This window comes from Burkholderia sp. WSM2230 (assembly GCF_000472445.1).
In the GTDB taxonomy this organism is placed as follows: domain Bacteria; phylum Pseudomonadota; class Gammaproteobacteria; order Burkholderiales; family Burkholderiaceae; genus Paraburkholderia.
On the sequence record NZ_AXAJ01000004.1, the window covers coordinates 361,868 to 375,188 of the forward strand.

The window sequence follows — 13,321 nt, forward strand, 5'->3', positions numbered from 1 at the left end:
TCCATCAGAAGGCGATGCCGAGCGTCAGATAAGGCCGCACGCTTCGGTTGCGAATGCCGTACGCGAGGTCGACGTTGACCGGCCCGACCGGGCTGCGCCAGCGCGCGCCGACGCCCACGCCCGGATAAAACACGCGCTCGCCCCAGGTGTCGGTGGCGGTGCCGACGTCGAAAAACGCCGCCGCGCCCCAGTCGTGCGTAAACCAGTGCTGGTATTCCGCCGACGCCGTAACGAGATATTTGGTTGGCAGCACAGAACCCTGAACGTTGTTACCGATGCTCTGATAACCATAGCCGCGCACCGAGTTCGAACCGCCCGCGCGAAACAGCAGCGAAGCTGGAATGCCGCTCGAACTGCCGCTCGTGAACACGCCGCCCAGCTCCGCGCGAAACACCACGAGGTCTTCCTTGCCGATGGGCAGATACTGCTGGCCGCGCGCGTAGCCGCGAATGAACGTCTGATCGGTCAGCGCCCCTTTCACCGCGAAACCGGCCTCGACGTGAATCAGGTTGCCTTTGCGCGGAAACAGCGGGTCGTCGGTATTGCGGCGGGTCCACGACCACGACGGCACCAGCGCGCGGCTCGTGGTCGGCGCGCCGACGTTCTGATCGAGCCGGTCCTGATAGAACAGGATCGCGTAGGTGTAGTCGATGAATTGCGATGTACGGGTGCGCTGCACGCCGCCACGGATGCTGTAGATGCGCGTGTCGGAAACGTCGGTGGTGGTGTAGGAAGCGAGCACGCTGTTGGTCCACGCACGCGGCCCGGGCGGCATCGCGAGCTGCACCTGGCCGTATTGCTGGACCTGATCGAGACGGCCGTCGACGGTAAACGGCCAGGCCTTGCCGAACGTATTCAGATACGAATACGCGCCCTGCACGAGCGCGCCGTTGTCCGTGGAATAGCCGACGCCGCCGCGAATGCTGTTGTACGGATACTCCGACACCTTCACATGCAGCGGCGTTTCGACCGGCTTTGCCGGGTCGCTGTCCACGTCGATCGCGACGCTCGCGTAATACGGCGTGTTCTGCAACTGCCGCTGCAATTCGGTGATGCGCTGCACGTCGTAAATGTCGCCCACCGAAATCGGATTGACGTTTTCGACGATCTGCTCCGGATAGCGCCGCGTGCCCGACACGTCGAGCTTGCCCATCGTGAAGGTTGGCCCGCTTTCGAACGCGACCGAGAGCTTTGCCTCGTGCGTGCGCGGATCGACGCGCGCCTCCGAATGATAGATTTTCGCGCCGAGATAGCGGCGCGCCTGCAGCGCCTTCAGCGACGCGTTCTTCGCGTCGTCCCAGTCGCCCTGCGAGAACGGATCGCCTTCGTGCAGCGAAAACGCGAAGCGCGCCGCGTTTTCCTGCGCCGGGTCCTCGGTCAGCACCGGGCCGCGAAACGACAGCGAGATCGCGCTGACGATGGTTTGCGGCCCCGGCTCCACGCTCACTGTGACGTGCTTCGTATTGTCCACTGTGCGCACGTCGGTACGGACAACCGGCGTGAAGTAGCCTTGCGTAGCCGCCAGGTCGCGCACCTGCTGGGGCGTGGCGGTGATCAGAAATTCGAACTGGTCGTCGCTGATGTCGGGACGCTTCGCGAAGCGCGCAATGTCCAGATGCGCGTCGAGCAGCTTGCGCAGCGAGCGCGGCGAGGCTTCCACGTCGACCTTGTAGCTCGCCGCCGCGCGCGCGGCATAAGCGGGGCCGCCAGCGAGAATCAGCAGCATGCCGACGGCAAGCGACGCGTGCAGCCAGCACAGCCAACGCCGCAGCCCGGCTGCATTGAATGCCGCCGGCTGCGGCGCTGCGCACCGCGCGCCGGCTTCGCCGCGCCGCTCATGCGGCTTTTCGATCACACACCCCGCCAAGCAGGACCTCCGGCCATGGTTGATGAATTTGTCGTTCGGGCGCGCAGTGCCGCCGAAGCTCGCTATTTGACCACATCGGCGCAACCGCGCTATCTCAAAACGCATCCGCGAATGCGCCGTCGGACGCGCCCTTAGCCTCACGCCGGGCGCCTCGCGCGGTCCTGACGCGCCCGCCTTTGACGCGCCGTGCGGCGCGCGGGTTCCAGCCGCATGTGCCACGCGAAAGATGGAGCGCCCGCGTGACCCGCCGGCGGGGTTTTTCGCCCGCGCGCGGCGCATGAGCTAAAATTGCGAAATCGAGTAGCGGCACCCGCATAGAGACAAGCGAAGCCGCCATTTCACCAACCACGGACGTCGAGCCATGTATCAATCGGACATCACCCAGTTCCTGAACCAGCTCAAGCAGCAGAAGCCTAACCTGGAAGCCGAGCAACGCCGCGGCCGGGCACTCCTGTGGGACAAACAGCCGATCGACCTGGAAGAGCGCGCCGAGCAGAAGGCCTCGCGCGTCGAACAGACGCCTTACCAGTACTACCAGAACTTCTGAGCGCCGCGCCGCCACCGATGAGTCACGCCGACGAGGCTCACGGCGCGCCGCCGGCATCGCCCGACGCCGCGCTCGCCGCGCCCGCCACCGATTCGACGCCGGACACCGTCGACGGCATTGCTTTCGCGCGCCTGTACGGCGAGCCGCTCTTCAAGCTGCCCACCGACCTGTACATCCCGCCGGACGCGCTCGAGGTGTTTCTCGAAACGTTCGAGGGACCGCTGGATCTGTTGCTGTACCTGATCCGCAAGCAGAACTTCAACGTGCTCGACATCCCGATGGCGGACGTCACGGTGCAGTATCTCGGCTACGTCGACCAGCTGCGCCAGACCAATCTGGAACTCGCGTCAGAATATCTGCTGATGGCGGCCATGCTGATCGAGATCAAGTCGCGCATGTTGCTGCCCGTCAAGAAGGTGGACAGCGGCGAGGAAGCCGAAGACCCGCGCGCCGAACTCGTGCGGCGCCTGCTGGAATACGAACAGATGAAGCTGGCCGCGCAGCGCATCGACCAGTTGCCGCAACTCGGGCGCGACTTCCTGCGCGCCGAGGTTTACATCGAGCAAAGCATCACGCCGCGCTTTCCGGACGTGAACAGCGAAGACCTGCGCGCCGCGTGGGCCGACGTGATCAAGCGCGCCAAGCTCGTGCAGCATCACAAGATTTCGCGCGAAGAACTGTCCGTGCGCGAGCACATGAGCGCGATCCTGCGGCAGTTGCAGAACGCGCGTTTCATGGAATTTTCGGATCTCTTCGATACCAGCAAGGGCGTGCCCGTCGTGGTGGTGAATTTCATCGCGGTGCTGGAGCTGTGCCGGGAATCGCTCGTTGAAATTACCCAGGCCGAGCCGTTCGCACCTATTTATGTGCGCCTCGCCTACTTGCCGGCCTGAACGCCGATCTGAAGCCGAAGCCAAACCTAGGGCCGCGGCGTCGGCGTTCGCGCGGCGGCGCAAGACCGCCTGCTCCGAAGTGGCCGTTCAGGCCTCATTTCGGTGCGTGCAGCCGCCAAATCCACTACAATCCCGCGCTTCGAACCTGTCATTACCAGTGAGGCCGCGGGCCGCGCAATCGGCCAGGGCCGTTGCGTCAACCCAGTCTCGCGCCGCGCGAGGAATCCCTGTCCGATCATGAAAGTCATCAGCTCGATCCATGAATTGCGCGACCAGTTGCGCGGCCAGAATCGCACGGCCTTCGTGCCGACCATGGGCAATCTGCACGAAGGCCATCTGTCGCTGATGCGTCTCGCGCGCCAGCACGGCGATCCGGTGGTGGCGAGCATCTTCGTCAATCGTCTGCAGTTCGGACCCAACGAGGACTTCGACAAATACCCGCGCACGCTCGAAGCCGACATCGAGAAGCTGCAGAAGGAAAACGTCTACGTGCTGTTCGCGCCGACCGAGCGCGATCTGTACCCGGAGCCGCAGGAGTATCGCGTGCATCCGCCGCACGATCTGGGCGACATCCTCGAAGGCGAATTCCGTCCAGGCTTCTTCCAGGGCGTGTGCACCGTCGTGATGAAGCTGATGTCGTGCGTGCAGCCGCGCGTCGCGGTGTTCGGCAAGAAGGACTACCAGCAGTTGATGATCGTGCGCCGCATGTGCCACCAGTTCGCGCTGCCGACCGACATCATCGCCGCCGAAACCGTGCGCGATACCGACGGCCTCGCGCTCAGCTCGCGCAACCGCTACCTGCAGCCGGCCGAGCGCACCGAAGCACCGATGCTGGCGGCCGAACTGAATCGCGTGCGCGACGCGGTGCTCGCGGGCGAGCGCGACTTCGCGGCGCTCGAGCGCGCGGCAATGGCATCGCTCAGCACGCGCGGCTGGCAACCCGACTACGTCGCGGTGCGCAAGCGCTCTAATCTGCTGCCGCCCGGTCCGCAGGACGCGAACGCGGAACTCGTCGTGCTGGCAGCGGCCAAGCTCGGCGCGACCCGTCTTATCGACAACCTCGAAATCTGAAATTGCTTTAGGCGATCGCGCAGCGCCTAAGAATCACAAGGGATTGACTAGTCATGCAACGCAACATGCTGAAGTCGAAGATTCACCGCGTCGCGGTCACACATTGCGAGCTGCACTACGAAGGCTCGTGCGCGATCGACGAAGACCTGCTCGAAGCGGCGAACATTGTCGAAAACGAACGCATCGACATCTGGAACATCAACAACGGCGAGCGATTCTCGACGTACGCGATCAAGGGCGAGCGCGGCAGCGGCATGATTTCGCTGAACGGCTCCGCGGCGCGGCGCGCGCAACTGGGCGATCTGGTGATCATCGCGGCCTTCGCCATGGTCGATGAGACGGAACTCAAGGCAGGCTGGAAGCCGGATCTGGTTTTCGTCGACGAAAACAACAGGATCAAGGGCAGCCGCGACCACGTGCCCACCCAGAACTGGACCTGAGCCGGCGCGGGCGGTTTTTTCGGGCGGTTTTCTCCCAGATTGCAGCCTGTGCAGCGTGGTCGCGGCAGCGAGGCGTCGCTCGACGCCCGCTCAGCCTTTCTTCGCGGCGCCGTTGGTCCACTGGATGATCGGCTCCCACTGCTCCAGATCCTTCTCCACACGGCTTTTCGCGACGTCCCACAGCGTCAGGCCGTGCGCCGCGAGTTGCACGTAGTTCTGCGTGTCCCGCAAATAGCCGAGCACCGGCAGCTTCAGCCCCTCTACGAAACGATGCAGTTGCTCGGCCGAGCGCGTGCGCGCGTCCACCCGCATGCCGACCACGCCGATCTCGATTGCGCCTTTTCTGACAGCCTTTTCCTTTGCCAGCCGCTCCAGAAAGTCCTGAGTGGCGAGGATGTCGAACATGGACGGCTGCAGCGGCACGATCACCTTGTCCGCCAGTTCCAGCGCGATGTTCATGCGATTGCCGTGCAAACCGGCGGGCGTGTCGACGATCGCGTGCTCGAGCCCCTTCGGCGGTCTGGCGGGCGTCTCGGGGTTGACTTCCCACGTTTCGATGGCCGGCAGCGTGTCGGGCCGCAACGACAGCCACGCGTGCGCCGACTGCTGCTTGTCAAGGTCGGCGAGCGCCACCCACTCGCCGGTTGCGGCGAAATAGCCGGCCAGGTTCGTAGACAGCGTGCTCTTGCCCACGCCGCCCTTCGGATTCGCCACCACGATTACCGTCATGAATACTCCCGGAAAGAAGGCTGGTCGATGCCAGCCGGTTTGCCGCTTTCTGCCTCGAACTTCGTGCCCTGCTGCCGCACCGGCGCGCCGATTTGCCGAGTTCGAGCCCGCGCGCCGATCCAGCCGTTGATAATATCGACAAATCCAGCGAGGCCGAAGCCCCCGAACGGCTAATCGGTCGTCGTCCGCCAGCGAATCCATCTTTCAAGGAAGCCCGATCAATGAGCAAGCTCCGTCCGGAATACAGCGTCGAACGCCTGCACGAACGCCAGAAAGGCAAGCTGCCCGGCTTGTTGGGCGTGCATGTGCTGGCGCTGGACGAAGGCATGCTGACCGCGGAACTGACCGTGCGCGAGGAACTCCTGGCGCCGAACGGCTTTCTGCACGCGGCCACGGTGATCGGCCTCGCGGACACCGCCTGCGGCTACGCGTGCCTCGCCCATCTGCCGGACACAGCCCGCAATTTCACGACGGTCGAGTTGAAAAGCAACTTCCTCGGCACGGCGACCGAAGGCACGATCCGCGCAGTGGCAAAAGCCGTGCATCTCGGCCGCAGCACGCAGGTCTGGGACGCAACGGTCACCGATCCGAAGGGCAAGACCATTGCGCTCTTTCGCTGCACGCAAATCGTGTTGTATTGAGGCGCTGGAGAACGTGGAATAGGCGACTGGGCGGAAAACCTGTCGGTTGCGTCTTCACTGGTTCTCCAAGCGATTCAATTAACGGCTGCTCCGGTCCACACTCAGCTCACCGCCGCCATCAATCCCGCCAGGTCGAGATGCTCCGCGAGCGTATCGGCCAGCCGATCCAGCGACGCTTCGCGCAGCGCCGGGTAGTCGATCGCGTCGGCGTCGCTCAGTCCCGCCCATGCCAACAACGCCGCGCAGGCGGCCGGCGTGTCGAACAGGCCGTGCACGTATGTCGCGAGAATCTGGCCATCGGCGGAAAGGGCGCCGTCCGGCCGCGCCTCGCCGTCCTGGCCGACTTGGCCGACCTGGCCGTCCTGGCCGTCCTGGCACGCTTGGCCTGCTTGGCCGTCCTGGCCCGCTTGATCCATTTGGCCCGCTCGGCCGTCTTGGCACCCCCGGCCCATTTGGCCCGCAAAAGCCGCTTGCCAGAGGCGCAGCGCCGGCGACTCCAGCGCCGGCCCCCGCGTCTCGCCCATATGAATCTCGTAGCCGGCCACTTCCGGCGAGCCGGGCAGCGCAAGGCGACCGGTCACGTTCATGAGCGTCTTGTCGCGCGTCAGCACGGTCGAGTAGTCAAGCCAGCCCAGTCCAGCCGACGTACCGGGCGCGCCTTCCACGCCGTGCGGATCGGCCACCTCGCGGCCCAGCATCTGCATGCCGCCGCAAATACCGATCACCCGGCCGCCGTAGCGCAGGTGCTGTTGCAGCACCGCGTCCCAACCGTGCGCGCGCAGGAACGCCAGGTCTTGCCGCACGTTCTTCGACCCCGGCAGGATGATCAGATCCGCGGGCGGCGGCGTCATGCCGCTGCGCACGTAGTGAAAATCGATTTGCGGATGAGCGCGCAGCGCGTCGAAATCCGTGTGATTGCTGATGTGCGGCAGCACCGGCACGACCACCCGCAGCGTGCGCGCGGCGTCGCCGCGCTGCGCCGCGCGCAGCTCGGGCGGCAGCATGTCCTCGGCGTCGAGCGTCAGTCCGTGCAGATAAGGGATCACGCCGAGCACCGGCTTGCCGGTCTTCGCCTCGAGCCAATCGAGACCCGGCTTCAGCAGCCCGATATCGCCGCGAAACCGGTTGATGATGAACCCGCGCACGCGCGCCTGCTCGCTCGCCGACAGGCAGGCGAGCGTGCCCGTCAGATGCGCGAACACCCCGCCCCGGTCAATGTCGGCCACCAGCACCACCGGACAGTCGACCGCCTCTGCAAAACCCATGTTGGCGATGTCGCGCTCGCGCAGATTGATCTCGGCCGGACTGCCGGCGCCTTCCACGAAAATCGTGTCGTACGCCGCTTGCAGCCGCGCATACGATTCCAGCACCGCTTTGAAGGCGACCGGCTTGTAGTCGTGATATGCGCGGGCGTCGAGATTCATGCGCGCCTTGCCGTGGATGATCACCTGCGCGCCGCGATCGCTCGTCGGCTTGAGCAGCACGGGGTTCAGGTCGGTGTGCGCGGCGATCCCGGCGGCCACCGCCTGCAGAGCCTGCGCGCGCCCGATCTCGCCGCCGTCGACGGTGACCGCGCTGTTGAGCGCCATGTTCTGCGGCTTGAACGGCGCCACGCGCACACCGGCGCGCCGCGCGAGCCGGCACAAACCGGCGACGAGCGTGCTCTTGCCGGCGTCGGACGTGGTGCCCTGGATCATCAGCGTGCCGCGCGGCACGGCTAGCGCGTGGAGCGGAATCTCAGACGGGATCGGTTGGCTGCTCACGGAAACGTTGGACTCGACGATGAAAAGGAATGATGGGCCGCTCGCCGGCAACAGACGAGCGCAATGTTGCGCCCGCGCCCGTGCCCGTGCGACGTGACGTGACGCGACGCGAACCGACGTGACGCGACACGATCCGACCCGACGCGACGCGACGCGACGCGACGCGACGCGAATCGCCGCATTATCCCATCGCGCCGGCCCGCTCTGCACGCCGGCACGCCGGTACAATCACGCGATGATTTCCCACGACCTCACCTTCGTTCTCGGCGGCGCGCGCTCAGGCAAGAGCGTGCACGCGGAGCAGCTTGCCAGCCAAAGCGCGCTGCCCGTCACCTACATCGCGACGGCGCGCGTTGCCGGCGACGCCGAATTCAACGCGCGCATCGCGCATCATCGCGCGCGGCGCCCGGCGCATTGGCGCCTGCTCGAAGCGGACCTCGACCTCGCGGGCGCGGTATCGAAGGCGGACGCGCCCGGGCATTGCACGCTGATCGACTGCCTGACCTTATGGCTTGCCAACCTGCTATGTCCCGCCGACGGCGACCCGTTGGCGCCCGCTCAATATCAGGCGCACATCGAAGCGCTGGAGGCCGTGCTCGCCAACGCGCGCGGCAAGATCATCGCGGTCAGCAACGAGATCGGTTTGGGCGTCGTGCCGCTCGGCGCGGCCACGCGTCTTTATGTCGACGAACTCGGGCGGCTCAATCAGCGCATTGCGGCGCTCTCCACGCAGGCCACGATGATGGTCGCGGGCCTGCCGCTCCCGCTCAAAAGCGCAGGCGGCGCCTGATGCTGACGCTTCCCCTCATCGTGACGCTCGCCACCGCAGGCGTGGCCGTGGACCGTTGGATCGGCGAGCCGCACGGCGCGCATCCGCTGGTGGGTTTCGGCAAATGGGCGGCGCGCCTCGAGGCGCACTACAACCGCGGACGGCGCCTGCGGCTCAAGGGCCTGCTCGCATGGGCCCTGGCCGTGCTGCCGCCGGTGCTGATCGCGTGGTGGCTCGTGGCTGTGCTGCCTTTCTTTGCGGCCTGTGCCGTGCACGTCGCGCTGCTGTGGTTCGCGCTCGGCGCGCGCAGTTTGCACGACCATATCGAGCCGATTGCGAAAGCGCTCGCACAGCGCGACCTCGAGCAGGCGCGCTTGCTGACCGCGCGGATCGTCTCACGCGAAACCGCGCATGCCGACGAAGCCGCGCTGTCGCGCGCCGCGGTCGAATCCGCATTGGAAAACGGCAACGACGCGATTTTCGGCGCCCTCTTCTGGTTCGCGCTCGCCGGCGGTCCTGGCGCACTCGGCTTTCGTCTGGCCAATACGCTCGATGCCATGTGGGGCTATCGCACGCCGCGTTATTTGCGCTTCGGCTGGGCGGCCGCGCGCCTCGACGACGTGCTCAACTGGATTCCCGCGCGCCTCACTGCCGCGAGCTACGCGCTGCTCGGCGACACGCGCACCGCGTGGCGCTGCTGGCGCGAGCAGGCGCCGCGCTGGGACAGCCCGAACGCCGGCCCGGTAATGGCCTCGGGCGCGGGCAGCCTGAACGTGCTCATCGGCGGCCCGGCCGTTTATCACGGCGCGCTCGAACATCGGCCCACGCTCGGCTTCGGTCATCCCGCCAAGGCCGCTCACATTACGGCCGCGCTGATGCTGGTCGAGCGCACCATGATCCTGTGGCTCGCGGTGCTCATCGTGCTGGCCTTGCTGAGCGTGCCGCTGCATGTCTGAACGAACCGCCCACCCGCGCTCTCCTCGAGATGCGCAGCCTGAGCAAGCCTCCTTCGCAACGGAGGCTTCAGCGGCGCACCGCGCGCCGATCGCGCACGGCGGCAATCTGCACGAAGCGGCCCGGCGTTATGGCATTCCGTACGGCGAGTGGCTGGATCTGTCGACGGGAATCAATCCGCACGGCTATCCGGTGCCGCCCGTTCCCGCAGACGTGTGGCGCCGCCTGCCCGACGAAGGCGACGGCCTCGCCGACTGCGCCGCGCGCTATTACGGCGCGCCCGATGCCGCGCACGTGCTGCCCGTTGCAGGAAGCCAGGCGGCGATCCGCGCGCTGCCGGCGTTGCTGCCGCGCGCGCAAGCCGGCGTCGCGCCGCTCACCTACAGCGAATACGCGCCGGCGTTCGAGCGCGCCGGGCATCGCGTAGTATCGCTCGATATTTCGTGGGACGTCTTGCCCGAAGCACTGATGCACGCGATCGTTGTGAATCCGAACAATCCGACCGCCGACCATCTGAGCGCTGCGAAGCTGCTCGCATGGCATGCGCAGCTGAGCGCGCGCGGCGGCACGCTGATCGTCGACGAAGCCTTTGCCGACACGATGCCCGCCGCTTCGCTCGCAGCGCACACCAATCGCGAAGGTTTGATTGTGCTGCGCTCGCCGGGCAAGTTCTTTGGATTAGCGGGCGTGCGCGCGGGGTTCGTGCTGGCATCGCCGGTCATGATCGAACGGCTGCGCCGCGCGCTCGGCGCGTGGACCGTCAGCGGCCCGGCACGTCATGCCGTGAAGGCCGCATTTGCGGATCGCGGCTGGCAACAGCAAATGCGCTCTCGACTGGCCGCGGAAAGCGCGCGGCTTGTCGATCTGTTGCAAGCCGATGGCATTCGCACACGCGCCACACCGCTCTTCGCATGGACCGACGACGCACGCGCCCCGGCCTTGCATGAAGCGTTGGCCACGCGCGGCGTATGGACGCGGCTTTTCGCCCCGTCCGGCAGCGTGCGTTTCGGCTTGCCCGGCAGCGAAGAGGAATGGGCGCGTCTGCAAGACAGCTTGCGCGCGGCAATGGCGGCGATTGCCGCGCCGGCGGCGGCATCGAGATGATCCATTTGGCCACTGCAACGCTCGTGCGCCTCGCAGCATCACTCATATGTTCAACGCAAACTTCGACGTCCGAATCGATGACACCATTCGCACGCCATGCCCGTCTCGCTCTCGTTGCTGCCTTCATTATCGCCGCCTTGCCGGCGCGTGCCAGCATCAGTGTGACCGACGACACCGGCGCTGTCGTCACCCTGCCCGCTGCAGCGCAACGGGTGATCAGTCTTGCGCCGCATGTCACCGAGCTTCTGTATGCGGCCGGCGGCGGATCGAAGATTCTGGGCGCCGTATCGTACAGCGACTATCCGCCCGAGGCGAAACAACTGCCGCGCGTTGGCGACAACAAGTCGCTCGACCTCGAACGCATCGTCGCGTTCAAGCCCGATCTGATCGTGGTGTGGCGGCACGGCAATGCGCAACGTCAGCTCGACCGTCTGCGCGAATTGCACATACCGTTGTTCTTTAGCGAGCCGCATCGCCTGGATGATGTGGCTGTCTCGTTGACGAAGCTCGGCCAGTTGCTCGGCACGTCGTCCACGGCGGACTCAGCCGCGGCCGCGTATCGTCGCGAGATCGCGAACTTGCGCGCACAGTACGCGAAGCGGCCAACCGTCAACGTGTTCTATCAGGTGTGGGATCAACCGTTGATGACGCTCAACGGCGAACATATGGTCAGCGACGTCATCGAGCTATGCGGCGGTCGTAACGTGTTCGCCGCGCTGCAACCGCTCGTCCCCACGGTTTCGACCGAAGCAGTCCTCGCCGCGAATCCCGAGGCGATCGTCACTGCCGCGCCCGGCGCGACCAGACCGGACACCACCTTGCCGCAACTCGGCGCATGGCGCGCGTGGCCGCGGCTACTCGCGGTGGCGAACAACAACCTGTTTGCCATCGACGGCGATCTGATCAACCGGCCCGCGCCGCGCATCGTGCAGGGCGCGAGGCAGATGTGCGAAGATCTTGAACTCGCGCGCTCACGCAGGAAGTAGAGCGCGGAGCGAGGCGCAGCGCAGAGAAGAGATGCGAAATGACGCTCATCAGCGCAGCAGCGACGCTGAGTGACAGAGGTGATTCTGACCGACGTGCAATGATGCCTGGTCACACTACAAATATTCAGTAACGCTGACTAATCGCTCCATGCTACTCAATCCCACTCGCCTCACAACCCTCACCCTCAAGCATTCCACTTCACAAGCGACCACGGCTGCCCCTCATCGCCGCGACGCAACCAGACAATGCCGCCTGTTTCAAGCGCCCATCGCAGGCAGCGTTCGAGCGGCACGCCAAGCGCCAGCGAAGCAATCACGCGCATCACGCCCGCATGCGTCACCACATACGCGGGCGAGAGCTCCCGAGTCTGCGTGTAGGCGTCGAACCACGCGCGCACTCGCATGACGAACTGCGCGACGCTCTCGCCGCCATGCGCTCGCGCGTGTTCAAAGTTGGCAGCCCAGTCGTCGAGCAACTCGCGATCGATCGCGTCCCAGCGACGCTCTTCCCAGTCGCCGAAGTTCATTTCCTTCAGCCGATCGTCGTGGCTCAGCACGCAGCCGAAATCGTTCGCTATTTCGACGGCAAGCGCGGAGCAGCGCGTCAACGGACTCGACATCACGACGCGCGGTGCGGGTACCTGCAAGCCCGCAAGCCTCAGCGCGAGCGCGGCCGACGACACGTCGGCGGCCTCGGCGAGCGCCACATCGCTGTGGCCGTAGCACACGCCCGCGTCGAGGGCGACCGCGGGATGGCGAATCAGGACGATATCCATGCGAGCCCTACCAGATAGATGCTCAGTTCAAAAATCTGCTGCGCGAAGCCGAGGCAGTCGCCGGTGTAGCCGCCTATGCGCTTCACAAAGTATCGGCCCATCCCAAAGCGCAGCACGACGAGCATCGCAAGCGTCGCGCCGGCAAAGCGCCAGTCGGCCGCGAAAAGCCCGCGCGGAACATCGGGCCATAACAGCCACGGCAATCCAAAGAGCGTCGCACACAGCAGCGCGGTGCCGCTCAGACGTTGCGCCACCGGCTTCGCCTTGCCTTCGGCGCGCACATAGTCGAGCGTGGCGAGATAGCTGATTGCGCACGCGCGGCTTGCAGCATGGGCCGCGATCATCAAACCAGCGGCACGCGACGGCGGCAAGGCGGCGAGTGTCTGCCACTTGAGCGCGAGCGCGATGACCAGCGCTATCGCGCCAAATGCGCCGATGCGCGAGTCATGCATGATGCGCAATACATCGTCGCGCGTATAGGCGCCACCGAACGCATCGACGCAATCAGCGAGACCGTCCTCGTGAAACGCGCCGGTGATCAACAGCGACGTCGCCATCGACAGCAACACCGCGACACCCGCCGGAAACATGCGCAACGCCGCCAGATACACAAGCGCACTGACACCGCCGATCAGCACGCCGACGAGCGGAAAATAACGCGCCGCTGCATTCAGATAGTGCGGTTCGTAGCCGACCCAGCGCGGCACGGGCACACGCGTGAAGTAACCGAGCGCGGTGAAGAAGTAGCGCAATTCCGCCAGCGGGTTCATAGGTGCGTGAT

At 65.7% G+C, this 13,321-nt stretch carries 14 protein-coding genes; 9 read left to right on the forward strand and 5 right to left on the reverse strand.

The genetic code is table 11. From position 1 onward, the window contains the following. Positions 1-4: 4 nt before the first annotated feature. Positions 5-1,867: an autotransporter assembly complex protein TamA gene (locus A3AC_RS0111760; RefSeq protein ID WP_025599043.1), complete on the reverse strand. Its 1,863-nt coding sequence runs from the start codon at positions 1,865-1,867 to the stop codon at positions 5-7. 361 nt (positions 1,868-2,228) lie between these two features. Between A3AC_RS0111760 and A3AC_RS0111765 the strand changes: the two genes are divergently transcribed. The 4 genes from A3AC_RS0111765 to panD all read left to right on the forward strand — a co-directional run bounded on the left by A3AC_RS0111765 (position 2,229) and on the right by panD (position 4,818). Continuing rightward, positions 2,229-2,414: a DUF3460 family protein gene (locus tag A3AC_RS0111765; protein ID WP_013338483.1), complete on the forward strand. Its 186-nt coding sequence runs from the start codon at positions 2,229-2,231 to the stop codon at positions 2,412-2,414. Between the two features lie 17 nt (positions 2,415-2,431). Then, entirely contained in the window at positions 2,432-3,307 is an 876-nt protein-coding gene (locus A3AC_RS0111770) for a segregation and condensation protein A (protein WP_025599044.1), read from the forward strand. 237 nt (positions 3,308-3,544) lie between these two features. Continuing rightward, on the forward strand, positions 3,545-4,378 hold the full coding sequence (panC, locus tag A3AC_RS0111775) for a pantoate--beta-alanine ligase (RefSeq protein ID WP_025599045.1): 834 nt from the start codon (positions 3,545-3,547) through the stop codon (positions 4,376-4,378). Between the two features lie 53 nt (positions 4,379-4,431). Next, a complete protein-coding gene (panD, locus tag A3AC_RS0111780) occupies positions 4,432-4,818 on the forward strand; it encodes an aspartate 1-decarboxylase (protein ID WP_025599046.1) in 387 nt (128 codons plus the stop codon). 90 nt (positions 4,819-4,908) lie between these two features. On the opposite strand, the gene A3AC_RS0111785 is transcribed toward panD, so the two are convergent. Next, the gene (locus tag A3AC_RS0111785) at positions 4,909-5,547 is read right to left on the reverse strand and encodes a ParA family protein (protein ID WP_025599047.1); all 639 of its coding nucleotides are present in this window, start codon (positions 5,545-5,547) and stop codon (positions 4,909-4,911) included. Between the two features lie 221 nt (positions 5,548-5,768). Here A3AC_RS0111785 and A3AC_RS0111790 point away from each other — a divergent pair, with 221 nt between their 5' ends. Further along, entirely contained in the window at positions 5,769-6,188 is a 420-nt protein-coding gene (locus tag A3AC_RS0111790; RefSeq protein ID WP_025599048.1) for a PaaI family thioesterase, read from the forward strand. 101 nt (positions 6,189-6,289) lie between these two features. On the opposite strand, the gene A3AC_RS0111795 is transcribed toward A3AC_RS0111790, so the two are convergent. Beyond that, positions 6,290-7,885, reverse strand: a complete 1,596-nt coding sequence (locus A3AC_RS0111795) for a cobyric acid synthase (protein ID WP_156924603.1) — start codon at positions 7,883-7,885, stop codon at positions 6,290-6,292. Between the two features lie 301 nt (positions 7,886-8,186). Here A3AC_RS0111795 and cobU point away from each other — a divergent pair, with 301 nt between their 5' ends. The 4 genes from cobU to A3AC_RS0111815 all read left to right on the forward strand — a co-directional run bounded on the left by cobU (position 8,187) and on the right by A3AC_RS0111815 (position 11,764). Continuing rightward, positions 8,187-8,741, forward strand: coding sequence for a bifunctional adenosylcobinamide kinase/adenosylcobinamide-phosphate guanylyltransferase (gene cobU / locus A3AC_RS0111800; RefSeq protein WP_025599051.1), 555 nt, complete (start codon positions 8,187-8,189; stop codon positions 8,739-8,741). Further along, complete coding sequence (gene cbiB, locus A3AC_RS0111805) at positions 8,741-9,676, forward strand: adenosylcobinamide-phosphate synthase CbiB (RefSeq protein WP_025599052.1); 936 nt, start codon at positions 8,741-8,743, stop codon at positions 9,674-9,676. Before cobU ends, cbiB begins: the two co-directional genes overlap by 1 nt. Then, on the forward strand, positions 9,669-10,778 hold the full coding sequence (gene cobD, locus A3AC_RS0111810) for a threonine-phosphate decarboxylase CobD (protein ID WP_025599054.1): 1,110 nt from the start codon (positions 9,669-9,671) through the stop codon (positions 10,776-10,778). Before cbiB ends, cobD begins: the two co-directional genes overlap by 8 nt. Before the next feature lie 77 nt (positions 10,779-10,855). Continuing rightward, positions 10,856-11,764 carry a cobalamin-binding protein gene (locus tag A3AC_RS0111815; protein WP_025599055.1) on the forward strand — a complete coding sequence of 303 codons (909 nt, stop codon included), beginning with the start codon at positions 10,856-10,858 and terminating at the stop codon, positions 11,762-11,764. Between the two features lie 185 nt (positions 11,765-11,949). On the opposite strand, the gene cobC is transcribed toward A3AC_RS0111815, so the two are convergent. Together cobC and A3AC_RS0111825 are read right to left on the reverse strand one after the other, a co-directional pair. Next, entirely contained in the window at positions 11,950-12,540 is a 591-nt protein-coding gene (gene cobC, locus A3AC_RS0111820) for an alpha-ribazole phosphatase (RefSeq protein WP_025599056.1), read from the reverse strand. Then, positions 12,525-13,310, reverse strand: a complete 786-nt coding sequence (locus tag A3AC_RS0111825) for an adenosylcobinamide-GDP ribazoletransferase (RefSeq protein ID WP_025599058.1) — start codon at positions 13,308-13,310, stop codon at positions 12,525-12,527. The genes cobC and A3AC_RS0111825 overlap by 16 nt, the downstream gene beginning before the upstream one ends. Positions 13,311-13,321: the final 11 nt, after the last annotated feature.

Coding starts and splice junctions, on each gene's coding strand:
- A3AC_RS0111785 (WP_025599047.1), bottom strand. CDS start 5,547: ATGACGGTAATCGTGGTGGCGAATCCGAAGGGCGGCGTGGGCAAGAGC.
- A3AC_RS0111795 (WP_156924603.1), bottom strand. CDS start 7,885: ATGATCCAGGGCACCACGTCCGACGCCGGCAAGAGCACGCTCGTCGCC.
- A3AC_RS0111790 (WP_025599048.1), top strand. CDS start 5,769: ATGAGCAAGCTCCGTCCGGAATACAGCGTCGAACGCCTGCACGAACGC.
- cobU (WP_025599051.1), top strand. CDS start 8,187: ATGATTTCCCACGACCTCACCTTCGTTCTCGGCGGCGCGCGCTCAGGC.
- cobD (WP_025599054.1), top strand. CDS start 9,669: ATGTCTGAACGAACCGCCCACCCGCGCTCTCCTCGAGATGCGCAGCCT.
- A3AC_RS0111825 (WP_025599058.1), bottom strand. CDS start 13,310: ATGAACCCGCTGGCGGAATTGCGCTACTTCTTCACCGCGCTCGGTTAC.
- cobC (WP_025599056.1), bottom strand. CDS start 12,540: ATGGATATCGTCCTGATTCGCCATCCCGCGGTCGCCCTCGACGCGGGC.
- A3AC_RS0111770 (WP_025599044.1), top strand. CDS start 2,432: ATGAGTCACGCCGACGAGGCTCACGGCGCGCCGCCGGCATCGCCCGAC.
- panC (WP_025599045.1), top strand. CDS start 3,545: ATGAAAGTCATCAGCTCGATCCATGAATTGCGCGACCAGTTGCGCGGC.
- cbiB (WP_025599052.1), top strand. CDS start 8,741: ATGCTGACGCTTCCCCTCATCGTGACGCTCGCCACCGCAGGCGTGGCC.
- A3AC_RS0111815 (WP_025599055.1), top strand. CDS start 10,856: ATGACACCATTCGCACGCCATGCCCGTCTCGCTCTCGTTGCTGCCTTC.
- A3AC_RS0111765 (WP_013338483.1), top strand. CDS start 2,229: ATGTATCAATCGGACATCACCCAGTTCCTGAACCAGCTCAAGCAGCAG.
- panD (WP_025599046.1), top strand. CDS start 4,432: ATGCAACGCAACATGCTGAAGTCGAAGATTCACCGCGTCGCGGTCACA.